The following is a 23,375-nucleotide window of genomic DNA, read 5'->3' as shown; positions in this document are numbered from 1 at the left end:
CGGCGGTCCGCTCCCTCCGCACGCCCCGCCATCTCTGGGGCACAGGACCCTGTGACATCCGAAACGGAGCCGTCATGCCGTCCGCGCACCCCTCTTCCCCTTCCTCCGCACCCTCCGCCGCCGCGTCCGCGCCCGCGCTGGCCGTCATCGACCTCTCGCGGGCCGACGACCCCGCCGAACGCCCCGACTTCCTGAAGCAGCTGCACGCCGCGGCCCGCGACACCGGCTTCCTGTACCTGACCGGACACGGCATAACCGAGGCGGAAACCTCCCGCATCCTGGAGCTGACCAGGGCTTTCTTCGCGCTCCCGGAGGCCGACCGGCTGGCCGTGAGCAATCTGAACTCGCCGCACTTCCGCGGCTACACCCGCATCGGCCACGAGCTGACCGGCGGGGCCTCCGACTGGCGGGACCAGCTGGACGTGGGCGCGGAGCGGCCGGCGCCGGACCTGGGGCCGGAGGACCCCGCGTACCTGTGGCTGGAGGGCCCGAACCAGTGGCCGGCGGCGCTGCCGGAGCTGAAGGAGGCGGTCCTGGGCTGGCAGGAGCGCCTGGCCGGGGTGGCGCACCGGCTGCTGCAGGAGCTGCTGGCCTCGATCGGCGCTCCCCCGGACTTCTTCGACGCGGCCTTCGCGGACCGCCCCCACCTGCACACGAAGCTGATCCGCTACCCCGGGTCCGCGCCGTCGGGAGCCGACCAGGGCGTCGGCGCGCACAAGGACTACGGCTTCCTGACGCTGCTGCTCCAGGACTCGGTGGGCGGGCTCCAGGTGGTCCGGGACGGCGGCTACGTCGACATCGAGCCACGGCCGGGCGCGTTCGTGGTGAACCTGGGCGAGCTGCTGGAGATCGCCACCGAGGGGTACCTGCGGGCCACCGACCACCGGGTGGTCAGCCCGCCGGGGGCGGTGGAGCGGTTCTCGGTGCCGTTCTTCTACAACCCGAGGCTGGACGCGGTCGTGGAGACCGTCCCCGGGGACTACCTGCGCGCGGCGCCGGGCGTGGCGCACGACGCGTCGAACCCGCTGCACGCCGAGTACGGCCGCAACGAGCTGAAGGGCTGGGTACGGGCCCACCCGGCGGTCGCCCGCCGCTGGCACCCGGACCTCACCGCGGCGTAGTCCGGGGTCCGGGGCGCCGGGCGGGGCGTCCTACCTGGGCTGGGACGGGGCCGACTGGCGGCCCTTGCCGTCGCGCGGCGGGGGCGCCGGGTCGTCGCCGGAGACGGCGATCCAGCTGCCCAGGCCCACCGCCGCCACCAGGGCCAGCGCCGACGCGGAGAGCACCAGGCGCCGCCTGCGCTCGGCCTCGGCGCGGTGCCGGGCGGAGCCGGGCCGGTGTCCGCCGGCCGGGCGGGGGACGCGGGCGGTGCCCAGTGCCCCGCCCGCCAGCTCGTCGGGGCCGGGGACCCGCATGGAGGTGTGGGTGTCCCGGTTGGAGTCGGTGGCGGAGCCGGGGACCAGCGGGACCACGCCCCGCCTGCGGACCGGGTCGGCGGCGGTGTCGGGCTCCCGCTCGGGCTCGGGCTCCGGGTCGGCGTCGTCGGGCTCGTCCACGTCGAGCGGCGGCATCCCGGCCAGCAGCGGCAGCAGGTCCCGCAGCCGGGCCGACAGCTCGGAGGCGCGCAGCCGGGAGGCGGGGGCCTTGGCCAGGCACTGGACCATCAGCTGCCACAGCTCGTCGGGAATGCCCGGGAGCGGGACGACGGTCTCGGTGACGTGCCTGCGCAGCACCGCGCCGGGGTGGCCGCCGCCGAAGGGGGTGAAGCCGGCCAGCAGCTCGTACAGCACGGTGGCCAGGGCGTATATGTCGACGGCCGCCCTCGGCGGCAGGCCCTCCACTATCTCCGGGGCCAGGTAGTCGGGGGTCCCGATGATCCGGGTGGTGGGGGCGGTGCTGCGGCCGCCGCCGGCCCGGCGCGGGGAGTCGATGAGCTTGGCGACGCCGAAGTCGGTGAGGAGCGCGGGGTGGGCGCCGCCGGGGCCGAGCGGTCCCTGCATGTCAAGCAGGACGTTCTCCGGCTTGACGTCGCGGTGGACGACGCCGGCGGCGTGGGCGGCGGCGAGCGCGTCGGCGACGTCCGCGACGATGGCCACGGCCGCCTCGGGGGCGAGCCTGCGCTCGCGGTCGAGGCGCGTGCGCAGGTCCGTGCCGCGTACGAGGTCCATGACGAGGGCGAGGTCGTTCCCGTCGACGACGAGGTCGCGCACGGAGACGACGTGCGGGTGTTCCAGTCCGAGGAGTGCGCTGCGCTCCTGGACGAAGCGTCCGACCAGTTCCTGGTCGGAGGCGAGGTCCTCGCGCAGGAGTTTGACGGCGACTGGGCCGTCCGGGCCTTCGCCGAGCCACACCGTGCCCGCGCTGCCGCGCCCCAGGATCTGGTGGGCGGTGTACCGGCTGCCGATCTTCCGTGCCACGACTGCTCCCTCAGCGGCTGGCGTAACGGACCAAAGCTACGCGGCCGTGTGGGGGTTGGGGCGACCGGATCGCGGTGACCTTCACTTCTGCGGGCGAAATCACGTCCTGGATGTCGACAAATCCACAAGGTCGGCGCTACGGGAGGCTCCGGAGGACCCTCGGGAGGGTCCTCCGGCGGACGTTCGGGAGCCTCAGGAGCCGCTGCCGCTGCTCCCGCCGGCGCTGTCGCCGATGGAGGTGACGAAGTCGACGACGTCGGTGCCCCAGCTCCAGACCTGGTCCCACCAGCCCTTGCCGGTGCCGATCCACTCCTGGAGCGGGGTGAGCTCCCAGACCAGCCAGCCGCCGACGAAGAGCAGCAGGATCAGCACCAGGCAGCCCTTGAGGCAGCCGAGGCCCGGGATCCGCACCGGGTTGGCGCTGCGGCGGCGCGGCTCGCGCGGCGGGCGGGGCTCGCGCGGGGGCTGCTGCGGCTGCTGGCGCACCGGAGGCGGCTGGGGCTGCTGCTGCTGGGGCGGCGGCTGGGGCTGGCGGTACTGCGGCTGCTGGGGCGGCTGCTGGTACTGCTGGGGCTGGTAGTGCTGCGGGGGCTGCTGCGCGTACTGCTGCGGCGGGGGCTGCTGCTGGTACTGCGGTTGCTGGTACTGCTGCTGCGGAGGCTGCGGCTGGTACTGCTGCGGCGGCGGGGCCTGGTGCTGCTGCCGGGGCGGCCGCTGCGGGGGCGGCGGCACCTGCGGGGCCGGGCGCTGGGGGCGGCGGCGCAGCGGGTCCTCGCTCGGGTCGAGGTAGTGCATCTGCGTCGGCTCGTTGCGGTCGCGCGCGGCCCGCATCTGCGACTGCCACGGGTGCGGCGCGTCGGGCTGCTGCACCGGGGGCATGACGGAGGTCGGGTCGGGCGCGCCGCCGGGGGCTCCGGCGGTGGCCGGCAGCACGGTGGTGGCGTCGGCCCCGCCGACCGGCGGGAGCACGCTCGTCATGGCGTTCGGGTCGTAGGCGTCCGGGTCGTACGCCTCGGCCTGCGCGGTGGCGGCGGAGCCGGGGGCCACCGGGGCGCCGGGGACCGGGGCGGGCGAGGGATCGGGCGCGAGCAGGGCGGCGACGCCGAGGGCGGCCTCGACCTCGTCGGGCGAGGAGTGGACGCGGATGCCGGCGGAGACCACGCGCAGGCCGCGGGCCAGGCTCTCGGCGCTGGGGCGCTCGTCGGGCTCCTTGCGCAGGCAGTGCTCGATGACGATCCACAGCGCCTCGGGCACGGCGGGGGGCCGCTGCGGCTCCTCGCTGAGGTGGCGGTGGAGCACTTCGAGCGCGGTGCCGCCGGCGAACGGCGGGCGGCCGGTGACCAGCTCGTAGAGGAGGATGCCGGCGCCGTAGATGTCGACGGCGGAGGTCTGCGGGCGGCCCTCGGCGGACTCGGGGGCCACGTAGGCGGGGGTGCCGACGAACTCGTGGGTGCGGGTCAGGCCCGGGGAGTCGGCCAGGCGCGCGATGCCGAAGTCGGTGAGCATCGGCTTCATCTGGCCGTTGCTCTCGTCGAGCAGCACGTTGGCGGGCTTCAGGTCGCGGTGGACCACGCCGTCGGCGTGGCTGGCGGCGAGCGCGTCCGCGATCTGGGCGGTCAGCAGGGCCGCGGCGACCGGGCTGAAGGGGCCGTTCTGCCGGATGTACTTGTGCAGGTCCGGGCCGTCGACGAGGTCCATGACCAGGGCGAGCAGGTCGCCCTCGACGACGAGGTCGCGGGTGCGCACGATGTTGGGGTGGGTCAGGCGCAGCAGGACGGAGCGCTCGCGCAGGAAGCGCATGACGATGTCCGCGTCCTGGGCCAGCTCCTCCTTGAGGACCTTGATGGCCACGGTCTCGCCGGGCTGGCCGGCGACGGCGGCTTCCGCGCCGGCGGTCTCCCGCTGGCGGGCGCGCCAGACGGTGCCCGTGGCGCCGCGTCCGAGCGGCTCCTCGAGCAGGTACTTGCTGCCGACTGGCCGCACGTCTCGCGCTCCCTGCTGTCGTCTTTCCGGCTGATTCCGCCGAGTGGGTTTCCGGCCCAACTCTAGGGGGTGTCCCGGTGGAAGACGCGGGTCGACGGAGGTTGGTTGCCGCACATATGTGCGAAGGGTGAGTTTTGCGGGGTATGCCGGGGGCCCATTTCCCCGGTTTTCCCCCGAGGGGGTGGCCGCATTCGCACCGGTGGGCGAAGCCCGCCAACGGAATCCAAGATCATTTATTGGCGGGTGCCGGGCGTGTTGCGGGCGACAGGTGCGAGGATGCACCCGTACGGAACGGCCGGGACGGGAGCCCTGCCTTCCGGCAGACCTGAACGGACGAGGCGTCCGTGCCGGGCGGGGGGTCGATCGGGCGGGACAGCTGCCGCCGTCCCCCTGCCGGGCGCACGCACGCACCGCGCACTGCGCTCCGCGCAGAAGGGACCGCTGACGGCGATGCAGATCCGGCTGACCGTCCTCGGGTCGCGCAGCGGCCACCAGGCCGCCACCGCGCCCGCCGGCTGTGACGTGCTCGTCACCGCGCCCGCCGGGACCGCGCTGGCCGCGGTGGCCTCCGGACTCGCGGCGGCCGCGGGCGGCCCCGACACCGGCGGCACCACCGTGCTGTACGCCGGTTCGCGCCGCCTCGACCCGCAGCGCGCCGTACTCGGCGAACCGCCCCTGGTGGACGGCGCGGTGCTGCACCTGCACGTCCCCGGACCCGACACCGCCGCCGTCCCGGCAGCCGACGGCCCGGGCACCGGCACCCCGCAGCTGCACGTGGTGTCCGGCCCCGACGCGGGCGGGGTCCACCTGCTGCACGCCGGGTCCGTGCGGATCGGGCGCTCCGCGGACGCCGACGTACCGCTCGACGACCCGGACGTGTCGCGGCTGCACTGCGCGGTGACCGTGCTGGCCGACGGCCGGGTCACGGTCGCCGACCTCGGCTCGACCAACGGCACCACCCTGGACGGCGCCGACGTCGGCGCCGCGTCGGTCCCGCTGGCGCCGGGCGCGCTGCTGCGGATCGGCGAGTCCACCCTCCGGCTCGCCCCGGCGGGCGGCGAACGGCCGCTGGCGGTCGTCCCGGACCTGGAGGGGCACCTCGGCCTGCCACACGCCTCCGGCGGAGGTACGGGAACCCCCGCCGCCGGGGACACCGGCCCCGGCGGCGGCGCCCGCCCCGGCCACCCCGGCGCGCCGGGCGCGGCCCCGGGGGCCGACGGCGGCACCGGCACCGGCGGAACGCGGCCGGGCCCGGGTGCGGGTGCCCCGGGCGGCGGTACGGGGCCGCAGGCCCCGGCCGCCGGACTGCAGCGGCCCTTCCCCGCCCCTTCCCGGAACGGGGGCTCCGCCCCCGACCCCGCCCCGGCCCCCGGCGCTTCCGGGTCGGCGCCCCTGGGCGCGGCCGCGGCCGAGGGGTACCCCGGCGACCCCGCGGACGGCGGAGCCAGGCCCCGCCGCCCCGGCGGGATCGGCGCGTGGGCCCGCAAGTGGGTGCGCGGCGAGGAGGACGACCCCGGCCGCCCGGCCGAGCCCGAGGCGCCCGCGCAGGCCGCCCCCGACGAGGACGACCCCGCGGCCCTGCTCCTGGCGGCGCTCGGGCCCACCGGACGGCTGTGGTCGCGCGGGGCCGGGCACCCCCGGTTCCTGGAGGCGGGGCTCGGCGCGGGCAGCCGCGTCTCGTTCCCCGAATGCGGTTCGCTCGGCGTGGCCGGGCCCCGGGCACGGCTGACGGGGGTGGCCCGCTCGGTGGTCGCCCAGCTCGCGGCACTGCACTCGCCGGCCCGGCTGGAGATCGTCCTGCTGGCCGCCGACCGCGCCCGGCCCGTGGCGGAACGCCGCCGCGACTGGGGCTGGCTCGGCTGGCTGCCGCACGTCCGGCCCGCGCACGGCCAGGACTGCCGACTGCTGCTCGCCTACGACCGCGACCAGGCGGCAGCCCGCACCGCCGAACTGACCCGGCGGCTGGAGGACGGCCCCCTCGGCACCGGCTGGGCGGCCGCCGACCCGGCGGCGCTGCGGCGGGCCGCCGCCGCGTACGAGGGCCCGCGCACGCTCGTGGTCCTGGACGGCGACCCGGACAGCGCGGCCCTGCGCGACCTCACCGGCCGGCTCGCCTCGCACGGGGCCGCGGCCGGCATCCACCTCCTGGTCCTCGCCGAGACCCCGGCCGCCACCGCCGCCTCCCCCGTCGCCACGACGTACGAGACGGCCTGCGCCGCCACCCCCGCGTTCCGCGACTGCGGCCGGATCGCCCTGCTCAGCGGCGACGTGGCCACGGCCGTACGCGGCTTCGCGGTCAGCGGCGGCCGTCCGGTCGCCGACGGCCGCACTGCGGTCGCCGACGGCGTCTCGGCGGCCTGGGCGGAGCGGTTCGCCCGGGCGCTGGCCCCGCTGCGCGCGGACGGCCCCCAGCCCGGCGGCGGCGCGTCCCGCCCGGCCGCGGCCACCCTCCCGGCGGCGTCCCGGCTGCTGGACGAGCTGGGGCTGGCCCGGGCCACCCCGGCCTCCCTGATGGCCCGCTGGGCGGAGGCCACCGAGCAGGGCCAGGGCGTCGGCGGCCTCGCCGAGCTCGTCCTCGGCTCCGGCCGGCGCGGGCCGGTCGGCGCCGAGCTGGTCCACGACGGCCCGCACCTGCTCGTGCAGGGTCCCGCCGGGAGCGGCCGGACGGAGCTGCTGCGTTCCATCGCCGCCTCCCTGGCCGCCGCGGCCCGCCCCGACCGCCTCGGCCTGCTCCTCCTCGACGGCGCCGGCGGCGAGCGCGGCGACGGCCTCCTGCCGTGCACGGAACTCCCGCACGTGTCGGCCCACCTGGTGGCCTCCGACCCGCTGCGCATGCGCGAGTTCGCGCAGGCCCTCGGCGCCGAGCTCAAGCGCCGCCACGAACTGCTGGACGGCGTCCCCTTCACCGAGTGGCACGCCCGCCGCGAGCTCTCCGACCGGATGGTCTCGCCCCGCCGGCCGGCCCCGGGCGAGCTGAGCGGGGACATCGACTCCCCGCGCACCGGCACCCTGCGGCTGCGCGCCGCCGCCACCCGCACGGAGCCGGCCGCCGGGCCGACCCCGCTGCCCCGGCTGGTGGTGCTGGTGGACGACTTCGACGCGCTGGTGGCCCCGGCGCTGGGCAGCCCGGGCCGGCCGGCCGCCGGTTCGCTGGTGCGGATCCTGGAGGGCGTCGCCCGGGAGGGCACCCGGCTGGGCGTGCACCTGGTCGTGGCCAGCGCCCGCCCGGAGCGGACCGCCGACACCGAGCCGGCCCGGCTGGCGACGCTGCGGGTCGAACTGGACGCGCCCGACCAGCCGGGTCCGGGCCGGGGGCGGCTGCTGTACGCCGACGGGCGTGCGGTGCCGTTCCAGGCGGGCCGGGTCACCGGCCGGATCCCGCGCACGGCGACCCTGAGGCCGACCGTGGTGCCGGTGGAGTGGGAGCGGATGGGCGACCCGCCGGCCCGCCGCCCGGTGCGCGAGCTGGGCAACGGGCCGACCGACCTCGCTCTGCTGGCCAGCGCCCTCGACCGGGCCTCCCACCTGGTGTCGGCCATACCTGTGGCGTTCCCCGAGGCCCCCTGACCCGCTCAGGCTCCCCGCCGCGCGCTATTGCGGGGGTGCGCGGGTCGGCGTAGACCTTGTGGCACGCGGCACACCACGGGCACGACGGCATCGGGGGCGAGACCATGCGGACACAGCACGGAACCGGCCACACGAAACGCACGGCGGCAAGAGTCTGGGCGGCACTGGCCGCGGCGGGCGCGCTCGCGCTCACCGCCTGCGGAGGCGGGGGCGGTGACGGCGGCGGTACGGGCGGGTCCACCCCGTCCGGGCAGCAGAACGCCCACACCGTCGAATTACCGAAGCTGACCGGCGAGAAGCTGGAGGTCGCCGCGGTCTGGACGGGGCCCGAGCAGGCGAACTTCACGAAGGTGCTGAAGGAGTTCGAGAAGCGGACGGGCGCGAGCGTCACCTTCGTCCCGGCGCAGGACCCCATCGTCACCTTCCTCGGCACCAAGATCGCGGGCGGTCAGCCGCCGGACGTGGCCCTGCTCCCCCAGGTCGGGGCGCTGAGGGCGGCGGTGCAGAACAAGTGGGCGCAGCCGGCGGGCCCGGAGGCCCGGACCCAGCTGGAGAAGAACTACTCGCCGGGCTGGCGGAAGCTGGGCGCGGTGGACGGCACCCAGTACGGCGTCTACTACAAGGCGGCCAACAAGTCGCTGGTCTGGTACAACGCGAAGGCCTTCGAGGCGGCGGGCGTGAAGCCCCCGGGGAACTGGAAGGACTTCCTGTCGGTCGCCGACACGCTCTCCGCGTCGGGTACGGCGCCGGTGTCGGTGGCGGGCGCGGACGGCTGGACCCTCACCGACTGGTTCGAGAACGTCTACCTGTCGCAGGCGGGCCCGGAGCAGTACGACCGGCTGGCCCGGCACGAGATCAAGTGGACGGACGACAGCGTGAAGGCGGCGCTGACCACCCTGGGGCAGCTGTTCGCCCGCAAGGACTTCCTGGCGGGCGGCCCGGGCGGGGCGCTGGCGACGGAGTTCCCGAAGTCGGTGACGCAGACCTTCACGGGCGGGGACCGGCCGGCGGCGGCGATGGTCTTCGAGGGTGACTTCGTGGCCGTGAACATCGCGCAGACCAAGGCGAAGGTGGGCGAGGACGCCCTGGTGTTCCCGTTCCCGGCGGTCGGTGAGAAGGCGCCGGTGGTCTCGGGCGGGGACGTGGCGGTGGCGCTGAAGCCGGGCAGGGGCGCGCAGGCGCTGCTGACGTTCCTGGCGTCGGCGGACGCGGCGGCGGTCCAGGCCCGGGAGGGCGGGTTCGTGTCGCCGAACAAGTCGGTGGACCCGGCCGCGTACCCGAACGACATCCAGCGGGGCATCGCGAAGGCGCTGATCGCGGCGGGCGACGACTTCCGCTTCGACATGTCCGACCAGGCTCCGGCGGCCTTCGGCGGGACGCCGGGCGCCGGTGAGTGGAAGGCGCTGCAGGACTTCCTGGCGAACCCGTCGGACGTGGCGGGGACCCAGGAGAGGCTGGAGGCGGAAGCGGCCAAGGCATTCGGGAACTGACGCCGTGGCGGCGACGGCCAAGGCCGGGGCCCCGCCCCGGACCCACCGCCGCGGGGACGTGTCCCGCCGGCGGCTGGTGGCGGCGGTGTTCCTGCTGCCCGCCCTGGTGCTGCTGGGCGCGCTCGTGGTGCAGCCCATCGGCTACTCCCTCTACCGCAGCCTCTTCGACCGCTCCGGCGACGCCTTCGTCGGCGCGGGCAACTACCGGCGGATCCTGAGCGACCCGGTGATCCTCACGGCGCTGCGGAACACCGCCGTGTGGGTGGTGTTCGCCCCGGCGACGGCGACGGCGCTGGGGCTGGTCTTCGCGGTGCTGACGGAGCGGGTGCGCTGGGGGACCGCGTTCAAGCTGCTGGTGTTCATGCCGATGGCGATCTCGATGCTGGCGGCGGGCATCATCTTCCGGCTCGTGTACGACCACGACCCGCAGCGGGGCGTGGCCAACGCGGTGTGGGTCGGGGTCCACGACACCTTCGCGGAGTCCTCCGCCTTCCCGGGGGCCCGCCCGGGCCGGGACTCCCCGCTGGAGCCCGCCGCCGGCGGCGCGCTGGTGACGCGGGGCGCGGTGCGGGCGGGCGAGCCGGTGCTGCTGCCGCTGGTCGGGGTGGCGCCGGAGGCCCTGCCCTCGGGGACCCGTACGGCGGGGCGTGCCGCGGTGGTGCCGGGGAAGGTGACCGGCACCGTCTGGCAGGACTTCACCCGGGGCGGCGGCGGGCTGCCGAACGTGGTCGATCCGGCGGAGTCGGGCCTGTCGGGGATGCGGGTGGAGGCGGTGAAGGACGGCCGGGTGGTGGCCTCGGCGACGGCCGGCCCCGACGGCACGTTCACGCTGCCCGCGGCGGCGGACGGGGCGCGGCTGCGGCTGCCGGAGTCGAACTTCCGGGCGGCGTACGCGGGGGTGGAGTGGCTCGGCCCGGTGCTGGTGACCCCGGCGGTGATCGGGGCGTACGTGTGGATGTGGGCCGGGTTCGCGATGGTGCTGATCGGGGCGGGGCTGGCGGCGGTGCCGCGCGAGCTGCTGGAGGCGGCGCGGGTGGACGGGGCCGGGGAGTGGCAGGTGTTCCGCCGGATCACGGTGCCGCTGCTGGCGCCGGTGCTGGTGGTGGTCCTGGTGACGCTGGTCATCAACGTGATGAAGGTCTTCGACCTGGTGTTCGTGATCGCTCCGGGCGCGGTGCAGGACGACGCGAACGTGCTCGCGCTCCAGCTGTACCGGACGTCCTTCGGGACGGACGCCGATCCGGGGCTCGGCAGCGCCATCGCGGTACTGCTGCTGGTGCTGGTGGTGCCGGTGATGCTGCTGAACATCCGCCGGATGCGGAAGGAGGCCTCCCGATGAGCGTCGTGCGACGACTGGCGGGGAGCGTGCTGCTGCGCGTCTTCCTGGTCCTGGCGGGGCTGTTCTGGCTGCTGCCCACGCTCGGGCTGCTGGTGTCCTCCCTCCTGTCCCCCGAGGACCTGAACCGCGGCGGCTGGTGGCGGGTGCTGACGGAGCCCGCGCGGCTGACCACGTCGAACTACGCGCGGCTGCTGGAGAACGGCACGATCACCGGCTCGCTGCTGAGCACGGTGGCGATCGCCGTCCCGGCGACGCTGCTCGTCCTCGTCCTCGGCGCGTTCGCCGGCTATGCCTTCGCCTGGCTGGAGTTCCCGGGCCGGGACTGGCTGTTCCTGGTCGTGGTGGGGCTGCTGGTGGTCCCGGTGCAGGTGGCGCTGATCCCGGTGTCGGAACTCTTCGGCTCCATCGGCCTGTTCGAGACGACGGCGGGGGTGGTGCTGTTCCACACCGCGTTCGGGCTGCCGTTCGCGGTGTTCCTGCTGCGGAACTTCTTCGCGGAGATCCCGCGCGAGCTGCTGGAGGCGGCCCGGCTCGACGGAGCGGGCGAACTGCGGCTGTTCGCGCGGGTGGTGCTGCCGCTGGGCGGTCCGGCGATCGCCTCGCTGGGCATCTTCCAGTTCCTGTGGGTGTGGAACGACATGCTGGTGGCGCTGGTCTTCGCCGACTCGGCGCACCCGCCGGTGACGGTGGCGCTCCAGCAGCAGGTGCGGCAGTTCGGGAACAACATCGACGTCCTGGCGCCCGGGGCGTTCCTGTCGATGGTGGTGCCGCTGCTGGTCTTCTTCGCGTTCCAGCGGCAGTTCACGACGGGGGTGATGGCCGGCGCCGTGAAGTAACCCACGGCCACCGGAACGACCGGGCCCGACATGGCGTGTTGACGCTGAGTAACCCGAATGCCACACGCTGCGTAACCCGATCGCCGCGCGCGCGGTTCCTGGGCAATATGCCCGCGCCGACCCCTGGATGTGCCGTGCCCCGGTTCAGCGTCATCGTGCCCGCGTACAAGGTTCAGGCGTACCTCCAGGAGAGCCTGGACTCGGTCCTGTCCCAGTCGTACCCGGATCTGGAACTGATCGCGGTCGACGACGCCTCCCCGGACGCCTGCGGATCGATCATCGACGAGTACGCGGCCCGCGACCCCCGGGTCACCGCGGTGCACCTGGCGCACAACCTGGGCCTGGGCCCGGCCCGCAACGCGGGTCTGGCCCGGGCCACCGGCGACTACCTGGTCTTCCTCGACGGCGACGACACCCTCACCCCGGGCGCCCTCCAGGCGATCACCGACCGGCTCAAGGCCACCGGCTCCCCCGACGTCCTGGTCTACGACTACGCGCGCACCTTCTGGACCGGCGAGACGGTCCGCAACCGGCTCGCGCACCGGCTGTCCGAGGAGGGCCCGGCCAGCTTCCGGCTCGCCGACCGCCCGGCCCTCCTCGGCATGCTGATGGTGGTGTGGAACAAGGCGTACCGCCGCGAGTACGCGGAGCGGGAGGGCCTGGAGTTCCCGCCCGGCTTCTACGAGGACACCCCCTGGACCTATCCGGCGCTGCTGGCCGCCGAGTCGGTGGCCGTACTCGACCGGGTCTGCGTGCACTACCGCCAGCGCCGCACCGGCTCGATCCTGACCACCACCAGCCGGCGCCACCTCGACGTCTTCGACCAGTACGACCGGGTCTTCGGCCAGCTCGCCGCCCGGCCCGAGCTGGACCGCTGGCGGCCGGCGGTGCACCGGCGGATGGCCGAGCACTTCTGCGCCGTGTACGCGGACCCGCGCCGCCTGCCGCGCGCCGCCCGCGCCGAGTTCTTCGCGCGGGCCTCGGCCCTGCTGCGCCGCCACCGGGTCCCGGGCGGCCCCGGGTCGCTGCCGCTGTCGCTGTCCCGCACGGACCGGCTCCGGCACACCCTGATGCGCCTCGGCGTCCGGCGCGCCTACGGGCTGGCCTCGGCCGTCCGCGCGGGCGCCCTGGCCGCGGGCCGCGCCGGGTCCGCGCTGTGGCGGGGGCTGCGCGAGAGCACCCTGCGCCTGCACTACCGGATCCAGCGGCTCCTCCCCCTCCGCCCCGAACTGGCGGTGTTCTCCGCGTACTGGCACGGCGGCTACGCCTGCAACCCGGCGGCGATCGAGGCGAAGCTGCGCGAGCTGGCCCCGCGCATGCGCACGGCGTGGATCTGCGACCCCCGGCACGCGGCCACCCTGCCGCCCGAGACCACCGCGCTGCGGCCGGGCTCGGCCGCGTACTGGAGCGCCCTGGCCCGGGCGGGGTACCTGACGACGAACGTGAACTTCGACCGCGCCCTGGTCAAGCGGCCCGGCCAGATCCTGCTCCAGACGCAGCACGGCACCCCGCTCAAGCGGGTCGGCCTCGACCTCCAGGACCGTCCGGCGGCCACCCCGACCACGGACTTCGAGGGGCTGCTGCGCGGCGCCGACCAGTGGGACTACCTGCTCTCCTCCAACCGCCACTCCACCCTGGTGTGGGAGCGGGCCGTGCCCGCCTCCTACACCACCCTGGAGTACGGCTACCCCCGCAACGACCCCTTCCACCGGGCCGGGCAGGAGGAGGTGCTGGCCCTGCGCGAGCGCCTGGGCATCGCCCCGGGCACCACCGCGATCCTGTACGCCCCGACCCACCGCGACTACCGGCGCAGCCGGCCCGAGCACCTGGACTTCGAGCGGGTCCTGCGGGACCTGGGCCCGCGCTTCACGATCCTCACCCGCACCCACCTGACGTACGCGGGCACCGAGTCCGCCGGAGACCCGCACCCCAGGCTGCTGGACGTCTCCGCCCACCCGTCGGTGGAGGAGCTGTGCCTCGCCTCGGACGCGCTGGTGACGGACTACTCGTCCCTGATGTTCGACTACGCGTCCCTGGACCGGCCGATCGTGATCCACGCGGACGACTGGGAGGCGTACGAGGCCGCCCGCGGCACCTACTTCGACCTGCGCTCCTGTCCCCCGGGGGCGATCGCCCGCACGGAGGACGAGCTGGTGGACATCTTCGCCACCGGCCACTGGCAGGGCTCCCGCTCGGCCCAGCTGCGCGCCGCGTTCCGCTCGCGCTTCTGCTCGTACGACGACGGCCACGCGGCCGAGCGCGTGGTCCGCCGCGTCTTCCTGGGCCAGTCCGCCCCGGTCCCGGCGATCACCCCCCTGGAAGACCGCCGCCCCACCCCCGCGGCCTCGGCCCCGGACCTGACCCCCCTGACGGCGGGCCTGTGGCCGTAGGCGGGCCTTCCCGGTCTTCCGACCGCTTCGGCCGGGCGGGCTAGCGGGCGAGGCCACAGGGCTGGACTTCGTGGTGCGGCACGGCCGAACGCCGGGTTTCCCCCGGGTCGACCGGTAACAACCCACGTGTCATCCAGGCACCGCCCGGCCGGTCCGGCCGACGGCGGCCCCTGGGCAACAGTGGAAGGAAAGCCCATGAAGCTGCGCCTCGTCCTCGCCTGCTCCTCCGCGGTGGTGAGTCTCGGACTGTGCGCCACCGCCACCCCGGTCCTGGCCGCACCGGCCCAGGCCACGCCGTCGAACGTGACGGTGGGGTGCGCCGACACCGCGGCCCTCATCGCCGCGGTCCAGCAAGCGAACGCGAATCCCGACGGCGGCACGATCCATCTGGCCAAGCGGTGCGCCTATCCCTTCGCTGACGACTTCGCGGACAGCGGGAACGCGCTGCCTGCCATCACCGGCAAGGTCACCATCAAGGGAGACGACTCCACGCTGATCCGGACCTCCGGGGGCACGCGGTTCCGGCTGGTCCAAGTGTCCGAATCAGGAACGCTCACGCTGCGGGGGCTCACCCTGACCGGTGGCCACGTCCCCGGCGACGGCGGCGGCATCCTCAACCTGGGGGGCGTCCTGCGTGTGGAGGAGAGCACGGTGGCGGGCAACCGGTCCGAGGTGTCCGGTGGCGGCATCGCCAACCTGCGCGGCGGCCGGGCCACCCTGGTGAACAGCTCCGTGCAGGTCAACACCGTCACGCAGAGCACCTCTACGGGCGCGGCCGGCGGCGGCATCATCAACGAGCTCTCGACCCTCACCCTCATCAGGACCACCGTGTCGGGCAACTCGGCGGATCAGAACGGTGGCGGCATCATCAACGTGGGGACGCTGGACGTCAAGGACAGCCGCATCGAGAACAACGTGGCCAGGACGGGCAGCGGAGGCGGGCTCTACAACGGCACCGAGGGCAACCCCAGCAGGGCGGTCATCAAGGACACGGAGATCGTCGAGAACTGGGCCGGCCTGCAGGGCGGCGGCATCCAGAACAACCCCTCGGGGACCCTGGAGGTCTACGGCGGCGAGATCCGCCTCAACAAGACAGGCCAGGACGGCGGCGGTCTGAACAACCACGGCCGAGCCACCCTGTCGAAGACCAAGGTACTCAAGAACCAGGCCGCCGACGACGGCGGCGGCATCAACAACGAGCCGGTGCTCAACTCCCCCGCCCCGGTGCTGACGCTCAAGCACGCGCTCGTCAAGGAGAACCGGGCCGGCGATGACGGCGGCGGCGTCAACAACGTGGCCCCCGGCGTCGCGGTGAACGACAAGAGCGAGATCACCAGGAACAGGCCCACCAACTGCGAGGGCGACGTGCCGAACTGCAACAACCACTGACCCCGCCGGGCCCCGGGCCGTCCGCCCGGGGCCCACCGGCCGTCCAGGCCGTCTAGGCCGTTCCGGCGGGGCCCGCGTCCGCCCGCAGGCCCGCCACCACCGAGCGGGCCAGGCCGTCCAGGTACGCGGCCGGGACCCCGTCGCGCACGACGACCTGACGCCAGTACAGCGGGCCGATCACCAGGTCCAGGGCGTGGTCGGGGTCCGCGCCCGCCGACAGCTCCCCCCGGGCGACGGCCTCGGAGACGATGCCCTCGGCGAGCCGCCGCTGCCCCTCCACCAGCGCCCCCCGCACCGCGTCGGCGATCTCCGGGTTCCGGGCGGCTTCGACCAGCAGGTCGGGGATCACCGCCGAGGCCACGGGGTGCCGCAGCACGTGTGACATGACCTCCAGCAGGGCGCGCACGTCCCCGTAGAGGGACCCGGTCGCCGGCACGGGAATGCCGTCCGCGGCGACGGCGCCGATCAGGTCGAGCACCAGGTGCAGCTTCGACTTCCAGCGCCGGTACACGGCGGTCTTGCCCACTCCGGCCCGCCGCGCGATGCCCTCGATCGACATCCGGGCGAAGCCCACCGCCGCGAGCTCCTCCACCACGGCCGCGCGGATCGCCTGGGTGACGTCCTCGCGCAGGACGGCGGCGCCGGCGGGGGCGCGGCGGGCGGCGGCGGGGGCGGCGGAGTCCTTGGTCATGCACAGAGCATAGCGGCGACGCCGTCACCCACGCGTCGCGACGATACGGTTGCGTTCCGACGCGTCACGCCCTACTGTCGCCGTTACGACGATACGGACCCGTCCTGTCGTCCGACGACGCCCGGCCCCTGTCGGGGCGACCCCCGTCGAAAGCGATCCCGTGACCAGCGTGACCACCGCGAACCCCGCGCATGCCGCGCCGCCCTCCCCCGCGGAGCTGGCGGCAGCCCACGGCCTGACCGTCAGCGGCGCCCGCCCCTCCCTCCCCCGCTACGTCGCGCAGCTCTGGAACCGCCGCCACTTCGTGACGGCGTACGCGACCGCCCGGATGCACGCCACGTACAGCACGGCCAAGCTCGGCCAGGTCTGGCACCTGATGACGCCGCTGCTCAACGCGGCCGTCTACTACTTCGTCTTCGGCATCGTCATGCGCGCCAGCCACGGCGTCCCCGACTACGTGCCGTTCCTGATCACCGGCGTCTTCGTCTGGGACTTCATCGGCAGCTCGGTCAACGCCGGCACCCGCGCCGTCCACAGCAACCTCGGCCTGGTCCGCGCCCTGCACTTCCCGCGCGCCAGCCTGCCCATCTCCTCCGTGGTCCAGCTCTTCCAGCAGCTGCTCGTCACCATGGCGGCCCTGGTCGTCCTGCTCCTGTCCTTCGGCCAGACCCCCTCCCCCTCCTGGCTGATCGCGGTCCCGGCGCTCTTCCTGATGGCCGTCTTCTGCGCCGGCTGCGCGATGGTCATGGCCCGCATCGGCAGCAAGAACCCGGACGTCAGCCAGCTGATGCCGTTCGTCCTGCGCACCTGGATGTACTCGTCCGGCGTGATGTGGTCCATCGACACCATGCTCAAGACGGACCACCTGCCGCACTGGGTCTCGCTGATGCTGAAGACCAACCCGGCGGCCGTCTACATCGACCTCATGCGCTTCGCGCTGATCGACAGCTTCAAGGCGGGCTCGCTCCCGCACCACGTGTGGCCGATCGCCATCGGCTGGGCGCTGCTCGCCGGCGTCGGCGGCTTCGTCTACTTCTGGAAGGCAGAGGAGGAGTACGGCCGTGGCTGACACCGACACCCGCGTCCCGACCGTCATCGCGGACGAGGTCCACGTCGTCTACAAGGTCCACGGCGGGGGCCGCAAGGGCAGCGCCACCGCCGCCCTCAGCCGGATCTTCTCCCGCGGGCCCGCCCCCGGCGTCCGCGAGGTCCACGCCGTCAAGGGCGTCAGCTTCACCGCCTACAAGGGCGAGGCGATCGGCCTGATCGGCTCCAACGGCTCGGGCAAGTCCACCCTCCTCAAGGCCATCGCCGGCCTCCAGCCGGTGGCCCGCGGCGCCGTCTACTCGCACGGCCAGCCGTCCCTCCTCGGGGTGAACGCCGCCCTGATGAACGACCTCACCGGCGAGCGCAACGTCGTCCTCGGCGGCCTCGCTATGGGCATGACCAGACAGCAGATCCGCGAGCGCTACCAGGGCATCGTCGACTTCTCCGGCATCAACGAGAAGGGCGACTTCATCTCCCTGCCCATGCGCACCTACTCCTCCGGCATGGGCGCCCGGCTGCGGTTCTCCATCGCCGCCGCCAAGGACCACGACGTCCTGATGATCGACGAGGCCCTCGCCACCGGCGACGCCGCCTTCCAGCGCCGCAGCCAGGCCCGCATCGAGGAACTCCGCGCCCAGGCCGGCACCGTCTTCCTCGTCAGCCACTCCATCGGCACGGTCCGCGAGACCTGCGACCGCGCCATCTGGCTGGAGTCGGGCGTCCTCCGCATGGACGGCCCCTCAAAGGAAGTCTGCGACGCCTACGAGGCGTTCACGAAATAGCCCCGCCGGCGTTTGAGGCGCGGGGGTCCGGGGGCAGAGCCCCCGGCCACGGCGCCGCACCCGAAAACCCGAACGGGCCGGGCCCGGAACCCCCAAAGGGTTCCGGGCCCGGCCCGTTCCGGCTAACGCCCGCGCGAGCGACTACGCGTGGGCCCGCAACAGCGACCGCATCGTCCGCATCGCCACCGACAGGTTCGCCAGGTCGAAGTCGTCCGAGCCCCGGATCTCGTCCAGGGTCGTCCGCGCCCGGCCGATGATCGCCGCGTTCTTCTCCTCCCACGCCTTGAAGCGCTCCTCGGGAGTGGAAGAGCCGTTGCCCACCGCCAGCACGTCGGCCGTCAGCGCCGCGTGCGCCGCGAACAGGTCCTCGCGGATCGACGCGCGGGCCATCGACTGCCAGCGGTCCGACCGCGGCAGCTCGATGATGCGGTCCATCAGCTGCGTGATGTCCAGGCGGTCGGCCAGGTCGTAGTACACCTCGGCGACGGACAGCGGGTCCACGCCCGTCCGGTCCGCGATGGCGACGATGTCCAGCGTCGGGAACGCCGACGAGAAGCCGGCCACCTTCGCCGCGAGCTCCTCCGGCACGCCCTCGCCGGTCAGCTCGTCCATGATCGACTGGTACCACTCCAGGTCCGCGCCGCGCACCAGCTTCGGCAGCTCCGACCAGACCTCCGCCACCCGCGCCCCGAAGAGCTCGATGGTCTCGGTGATCTGGAGCGGCTGCGGCCGGTTGTTCAGCAGCCAGCGCGTACCGCGCTCCACCAGGCGCCGCGAGTGCAGCCGCACCCGGGTCTGGACGTCGGCCGGGACCTTGTTGTCCAGCGCCTCGACCGCGTCCCACACCTCGGCCAGGCCGAAGATCTCACGGGCCGCGAGCTGCGCCCGGACGATCTCCTCCATGGAGGCGCCGGTCTCCTCCCGCAGACGGTGCAGGAAGGTCGAACCACCGGTGTTGACGGTGTCGTTGACCAGCAGGGTGGTGATGATCTCCCGGCGCAGCGCGTGCCCGTCGATCTGCTCCGGGAACTTCGCCCGCAGGGCGCCCGGGAAGTACGCGTGCAGCAGGCGGCGCAGGTACGGGTCGTCCGGCAGCTCGGTGTGGACGAGCTCGTCCGCCACCGTGATCTTGGTGTAGGCGAAGAGGACCGCCAGCTCCGGCTGGGTCAGGCCCTTGCCGGTGTTGAGCAGCTCGCGGATCTGCCGGTCGTTGGGCAGGAACTCCAGCTGGCGGTCCAGCAGCCCGTCCCGGCCCAGGCGGCGCATGAAGCGCTGCTGGGCGTGGAGCAGGCTCGGGGCCTGCGCGGAGCCGTTGGCCAGGGCCGTGTTCTGCGCGTAGTTGTTGCGCAGCACCAGCGAGCCGACCTCGTCGGTCATCTCCGCGAGCAGCTTGTTGCGCTGCTTGACGGTCATGTCGCCGTCCGCGACCACCGCGTTCAGCAGGATCTTGATGTTCACCTCGTGGTCGGAGGTGTCCACGCCCGCGCTGTTGTCGATGGCGTCGGTGTTGACCTTGCCGCCCTCGCCGCCGGCGCCGGCACGGGCGAACTCGATGCGGCCCAGCTGGGTCAGACCCAGGTTGCCGCCCTCGCCGACGACCTTGGCGCGGACGTCGGAGCCGTTGACGCGGATCGCGTCGTTGGCCTTGTCGCCGACGTCGGCGTGCGTCTCGGCGGTCGCCTTGACGTACGTGCCGATGCCGCCGTTCCACAGCAGGTCCACCGGGGACTGCAGGATGGCCTGCATCAGCTCGGCCGGGGTCATCTTCGTGACGCCCGCCTCGATGCCGAGGGCGGCGCGCATCTGCGCGTTGACCGGGATGGCCTTGGCGCTGCGCGGGTGGATCCCGCCGCCCGCCGACAGCAGCGCGGTGTCGTAGTCCGCCCACGAGGACCGCGGCAGCTCGAACAGGCGCCGGCGCTCCGCGTACGAGGTCGCCGCGTCCGGGTTCGGGTCGATGAAGATGTGCCGGTGGTCGAAGGCGGCGACCAGGCGGATGTGCTCGGAGAGCAGCATGCCGTTGCCGAAGACGTCGCCGGACATGTCGCCGACGCCGACGACCGTGAAGTCCTGGGTCTGCGTGTCGTGGCCCAGCTCGCGGAAGTGCCGCTTGACGGACTCCCAGGCGCCGCGGGCGGTGATGCCCATGCCCTTGTGGTCGTAGCCGGCCGAGCCGCCCGACGCGAAGGCGTCGCCCAGCCAGAAGCCGTACGACTCCGCGACGCCGTTGGCGATGTCGGAGAAGGTCGCGGTGCCCTTGTCGGCGGCGACGACGAGGTAGGTGTCGTCCTCGTCGTGGCGGACCACGCCCTTCGGCGGCACGACCTCCCCGCCGACCATGTTGTCGGTGATGTCGAGCAGCGCCGAGATGAAGATCTTGTACGAGGCGATGCCCTCGGCGAGCCACGCGTCGCGGTCCACCGACGGGTCCGGCAGGTTCTTCGCGACGAAGCCGCCCTTGGCGCCGACCGGCACGATCACCGTGTTCTTGACCATCTGCGCCTTGACCAGGCCGAGCACCTCCGTACGGAAGTCCTCGCGCCGGTCGGACCAGCGCAGACCGCCTCGGGCGACCTTGCCGAAGCGCAGGTGGACGCCCTCGACGCGCGGGGAGTACACCCAGATCTCGAACGCGGGGCGCGGGGCCGGCAGGTCCGGGATGGCCTGCGGGTCGAACTTCATCGACACGTACGAGTGCTGCTCGCCCGCCCCGTTGAGCTGGAAGAAGTTCGTCCGCAGCGTCGCCTTGATCAGCGTCAGGAAGGAGCGCAGGATGCGGTCCTCGTCCAGCGAGGCGACCTGGTCCAGGGCCCCGTCCAGCTCCTCCATCATCGCGTCGATCAGCTCGGTGCCGGCGGCCTGGCGGCCCGGCGACATCCGCGCCTCGAAGAGCGAGACCAGCAGCCGCGTGGTGTGGACGTTGTTGCGGAGGGTGTCCTCCATGTAGTCCTGGCTGAAGGTGGAGCCGGCCTGGCGCATGTACTTGGCGTACGCGCGCAGCACGACCGCCTGACGCCAGGTGAGGCCGGCGCCCAGGACGAGGGTGTTGAAGTTGTCGTTCTCGGCCTCGCCGGTCCACACGGCCGCGAAGGCCTCCTGGAACCGCTCGCGCGCGTCGTCGCCGAGGTACGCGTCCCCGTTGCCCGTGGACAGCGGCATCCGCAGACCGAAGTCGTAGATCCAGGCGCTGACCCGGTCGCTGCGGCGCAGCTCGTACGGCCGCTCGTCGGTGACCTCGACGCCCAGGCGCTGCAGGACCGGCAGGACGGCGGAGAGGGAGACCTGCTCGCCCTCGCGGTAGATCTTGAAGCGGCGCTCGCCGGGGCCCGCGCCGACGGGCTCGTACAGCGACAGCGCGAAGGGGCGCTCGCTGGCGGACAGCTTCTCCAGGTGGCACAGGTCGGCCACGGCCGCGCGCGGCGAGTGGTCGGCCTTGTAGCCCTCGGGGAAGGAGGTGCCGTACTTGCGGCTCAGCTCGGCGGCGCGCTCCTCGCCCAGCTCGGCCGTCAGCGCCTCGCCGAAGCCGTCGGCCCAGGAGCGGGCCGCCTCGACCAGGCGGGACTCGACGCGCTCGACGTCGGCGTCGGTCAGCAGGGGCAGCTCGGTGCCCTGCGGGACGCGGACGACGAAGTGGATGCGGGAGAGGATCGACTCGGTGTTCCAGGCGGTGAAGTCGACGCTGGTGCCGCCGAGCTCCTCCTTCAGGATGTCCATCAGGCGCAGCCGGACACCGGTGGTGAACCGGTCGCGCGGCAGGTAGACGAGCGCCGAGTAGTAGCGGCCGTACTCGTCCTGGCGCAGGTACAGGCGCAGCCGGCGGCGCTCCTGGAGGTACAGCACGGACGTGGCGATCTCGCGGAGCTTGTCGACCGGGGTCTGGAACAGCTCGTCGCGCGGGTAGGTCTCCAGGATCTGGAGCAGGTCGCGGCCGTCGTGGCTGGACGGCGAGAAGCCGGCGCCCTCCAGGACCTCGGACACCTTGCGGCGGATCACCGGGACGCGGCGCACCGACTCGGTGTACGCGGCGGAGGAGAACAGGCCGAGGAAGCGGCGCTCGCCCACGACGTTGCCGTCGGCGTCGAACTTCTTCACGCCCACGTAGTCGAGGTACGAGGGACGGTGCACGGTGGCGCGGCTGTTGGCCTTGGTCAGCACCAGCAGGCGGTGCTCGCGGGCCTTGGCACGGGCGTCGGCGGGCAGCCGGTTGAAGGACGGCGAGACGGGGTGCGCGTCCTCCTGGCCCTTGTGGACCGGGTCGGACCGCAGGATGCCGAGGCCGGTGCCGGGCACGGCGGCCAGGGCGTCGCCGTCGACGAGGTTGTACTCGCGGTAGCCGAGGAAGGTGAAGTGGTCGTCCGACAGCCAGCGCAGCAGCTCACGGGCCTCTTCGAGCTCGTACTCGCGCAGGTCCGGCGCGGTGGGCTCGTTCGGCAGCTCTTCGGCGATGCGCAGCGCGGCGTCGCGCATCTTCTCCCAGTCCTCGACGGCCTCGCGGACGTCGGACAGGACGCGCAGCAGGTCTCCGGTGATCTGCTTCAGGTCGGCCTTGTCGGTCTCGCGGTCGATCTCGACGTGGATCCAGGACTCGACGAGGGAGTCGTGGGGGCGCGCGGTCTTGGGACCGTGGGCGTCGCAGTCGGGGCCGAGGATCTCGATGAGCTTGCCGGTGACGTCACGGCGCACGACGACCTGCGGGTGGATCACGACGTGGATGCCGCGGCCCTGGCGGGACAGTTCGTTCGTCACGGAGTCCACGAGGAACGGCATGTCGTCCGTGACGACCTCGACGACCGAGTGGCTGGAGGTCCAGCCGTTCTCCTCGACCGTGGGGGTGTGGACCCGGACGTTCGCGGTGCCCTGCGGACGGGTCTCGGCGAGCCGGTAGTGGGAGAGCGCCGCGCCGAACACGTCGACCGGGTCCCGGTCGGCGAGGTCCTCGGGGGCGGTGTGCAGGTAGTAGCGCTGGAGGTAGGAGAGCGTCGTGCCCTGATCGGGGCGCTCGCCGTGCTCGGACCCAGTCGGAAGTAGCCCCCCGGCCGGGCTGTTCTCAGCTACCCGTGCCGCCCGCGCGAGCAGCTCGGCCTTTGCTTCGTCCAGCTTGGTCTGCATGTCCTCTGGCTCCTGTCGCGCGCCATTGCGTGACGTAGGTGGTGAAGGAAGGAATGACAAAGCGCCGCGATGAGGCGGAATGTCCGTCCGGATCGGTTTTCGACGCCGCGGCGTCGGGAGAGCCGCCGGGAAAGGCTTCGACCGTGATCGACAGGTCCCGGCGGCGGGGATCAGCGAAGGCCCGGCCGCGGAGACGCGCCGGGCGCGGGTCGGGGGCGTCAGTGCCCCCGATGACTATCGCGCTGATCACGGGTCCAGGCTATCTCGCCCCACCCCCCGGTCGTCATTCACTGCATCTGTACAAAACCGGGGGCAAAACCTGGACAGTCTGGCCA

13 protein-coding genes are annotated in these 23,375 nt (G+C 73.7%); 9 read left to right on the top strand and 4 right to left on the bottom strand.

The window, feature by feature from the left end:
* Positions 1 to 74 precede the first annotated feature (74 nt).
* Complete coding sequence (locus AC07A6_RS29885) at positions 75 to 1,121, top strand: isopenicillin N synthase family dioxygenase (protein WP_478779210.1); 1,047 nt, start codon at positions 75 to 77, stop codon at positions 1,119 to 1,121.
* A gap of 30 nt (positions 1,122 to 1,151) precedes the next feature.
* Here the strand turns inward: AC07A6_RS29885 and AC07A6_RS29880 are convergent, their stop codons facing one another.
* Together AC07A6_RS29880 and AC07A6_RS29875 are read right to left on the bottom strand one after the other, a co-directional pair.
* Complete coding sequence (locus tag AC07A6_RS29880) at positions 1,152 to 2,417, bottom strand: serine/threonine-protein kinase (RefSeq protein ID WP_478779209.1); 1,266 nt, start codon at positions 2,415 to 2,417, stop codon at positions 1,152 to 1,154.
* A gap of 192 nt (positions 2,418 to 2,609) precedes the next feature.
* The gene (locus tag AC07A6_RS29875; protein ID WP_478779208.1) at positions 2,610 to 4,400 is read right to left on the bottom strand and encodes a serine/threonine-protein kinase; all 1,791 of its coding nucleotides are present in this window, start codon (positions 4,398 to 4,400) and stop codon (positions 2,610 to 2,612) included.
* 450 nt (positions 4,401 to 4,850) lie between these two features.
* On the opposite strand from AC07A6_RS29875, the gene AC07A6_RS29870 reads away from it, so the two are divergent.
* The 6 genes from AC07A6_RS29870 to AC07A6_RS29845 all read left to right on the top strand — a co-directional run bounded on the left by AC07A6_RS29870 (position 4,851) and on the right by AC07A6_RS29845 (position 15,411).
* Entirely contained in the window at positions 4,851 to 7,967 is a 3,117-nt protein-coding gene (locus tag AC07A6_RS29870) for an FtsK/SpoIIIE domain-containing protein (protein ID WP_478779207.1), read from the top strand.
* Positions 7,968 to 8,071: 104 nt separating this feature from the next.
* Positions 8,072 to 9,457 (top strand): ABC transporter substrate-binding protein, encoded by a 1,386-nt coding sequence (locus tag AC07A6_RS29865; protein ID WP_478779206.1) that lies wholly within the window; start codon positions 8,072 to 8,074, stop codon positions 9,455 to 9,457.
* Between the two features lie 58 nt (positions 9,458 to 9,515).
* Positions 9,516 to 10,796 (top strand): carbohydrate ABC transporter permease, encoded by a 1,281-nt coding sequence (locus AC07A6_RS29860; RefSeq protein ID WP_478779222.1) that lies wholly within the window; start codon positions 9,516 to 9,518, stop codon positions 10,794 to 10,796.
* Positions 10,793 to 11,632 (top strand): carbohydrate ABC transporter permease, encoded by an 840-nt coding sequence (locus AC07A6_RS29855; RefSeq protein WP_478779205.1) that lies wholly within the window; start codon positions 10,793 to 10,795, stop codon positions 11,630 to 11,632. Before AC07A6_RS29860 ends, AC07A6_RS29855 begins: the two co-directional genes overlap by 4 nt.
* A gap of 134 nt (positions 11,633 to 11,766) precedes the next feature.
* Positions 11,767 to 14,022 carry a bifunctional glycosyltransferase/CDP-glycerol:glycerophosphate glycerophosphotransferase gene (locus AC07A6_RS29850; RefSeq protein WP_478779204.1) on the top strand — a complete coding sequence of 752 codons (2,256 nt, stop codon included), beginning with the start codon at positions 11,767 to 11,769 and terminating at the stop codon, positions 14,020 to 14,022.
* A 195-nt stretch (positions 14,023 to 14,217) separates the two neighbouring features.
* A complete protein-coding gene (locus tag AC07A6_RS29845; protein WP_386271735.1) occupies positions 14,218 to 15,411 on the top strand; it encodes a hypothetical protein in 1,194 nt (397 codons plus the stop codon).
* A gap of 52 nt (positions 15,412 to 15,463) precedes the next feature.
* Here AC07A6_RS29845 and AC07A6_RS29840 read toward each other — a convergent pair whose 3' ends face one another.
* Positions 15,464 to 16,102 carry a TetR/AcrR family transcriptional regulator gene (locus AC07A6_RS29840; RefSeq protein ID WP_362468336.1) on the bottom strand — a complete coding sequence of 213 codons (639 nt, stop codon included), beginning with the start codon at positions 16,100 to 16,102 and terminating at the stop codon, positions 15,464 to 15,466.
* 160 nt (positions 16,103 to 16,262) lie between these two features.
* Here AC07A6_RS29840 and AC07A6_RS29835 point away from each other — a divergent pair, with 160 nt between their 5' ends.
* The gene (locus AC07A6_RS29835; protein WP_478779203.1) at positions 16,263 to 17,171 is read left to right on the top strand and encodes an ABC transporter permease; all 909 of its coding nucleotides are present in this window, start codon (positions 16,263 to 16,265) and stop codon (positions 17,169 to 17,171) included.
* Positions 17,164 to 17,931 (top strand): ABC transporter ATP-binding protein, encoded by a 768-nt coding sequence (locus AC07A6_RS29830; RefSeq protein ID WP_478779202.1) that lies wholly within the window; start codon positions 17,164 to 17,166, stop codon positions 17,929 to 17,931. The genes AC07A6_RS29835 and AC07A6_RS29830 overlap by 8 nt, the downstream gene beginning before the upstream one ends.
* A gap of 141 nt (positions 17,932 to 18,072) precedes the next feature.
* Here the strand turns inward: AC07A6_RS29830 and AC07A6_RS29825 are convergent, their stop codons facing one another.
* Positions 18,073 to 23,040: an NAD-glutamate dehydrogenase gene (locus AC07A6_RS29825; RefSeq protein ID WP_478779201.1), complete on the bottom strand. Its 4,968-nt coding sequence runs from the start codon at positions 23,038 to 23,040 to the stop codon at positions 18,073 to 18,075.
* Positions 23,041 to 23,375: the final 335 nt, after the last annotated feature.

Source organism: Streptomyces sp. NPDC044002 (assembly GCF_056434525.1).
The sequence above is the reverse complement of the archived record's forward strand: the minus strand, read 5'-3'. Positions and strand labels throughout refer to the sequence as shown.

Coding starts and splice junctions, on each gene's coding strand:
- AC07A6_RS29885 (WP_478779210.1), top strand. CDS start 75: ATGCCGTCCGCGCACCCCTCTTCCCCTTCCTCCGCACCCTCCGCCGCC.
- AC07A6_RS29870 (WP_478779207.1), top strand. CDS start 4,851: ATGCAGATCCGGCTGACCGTCCTCGGGTCGCGCAGCGGCCACCAGGCC.
- AC07A6_RS29865 (WP_478779206.1), top strand. CDS start 8,072: ATGCGGACACAGCACGGAACCGGCCACACGAAACGCACGGCGGCAAGA.
- AC07A6_RS29855 (WP_478779205.1), top strand. CDS start 10,793: ATGAGCGTCGTGCGACGACTGGCGGGGAGCGTGCTGCTGCGCGTCTTC.
- AC07A6_RS29845 (WP_386271735.1), top strand. CDS start 14,218: ATGAAGCTGCGCCTCGTCCTCGCCTGCTCCTCCGCGGTGGTGAGTCTC.
- AC07A6_RS29840 (WP_362468336.1), bottom strand. CDS start 16,102: ATGACCAAGGACTCCGCCGCCCCCGCCGCCGCCCGCCGCGCCCCCGCC.
- AC07A6_RS29825 (WP_478779201.1), bottom strand. CDS start 23,040: ATGCAGACCAAGCTGGACGAAGCAAAGGCCGAGCTGCTCGCGCGGGCG.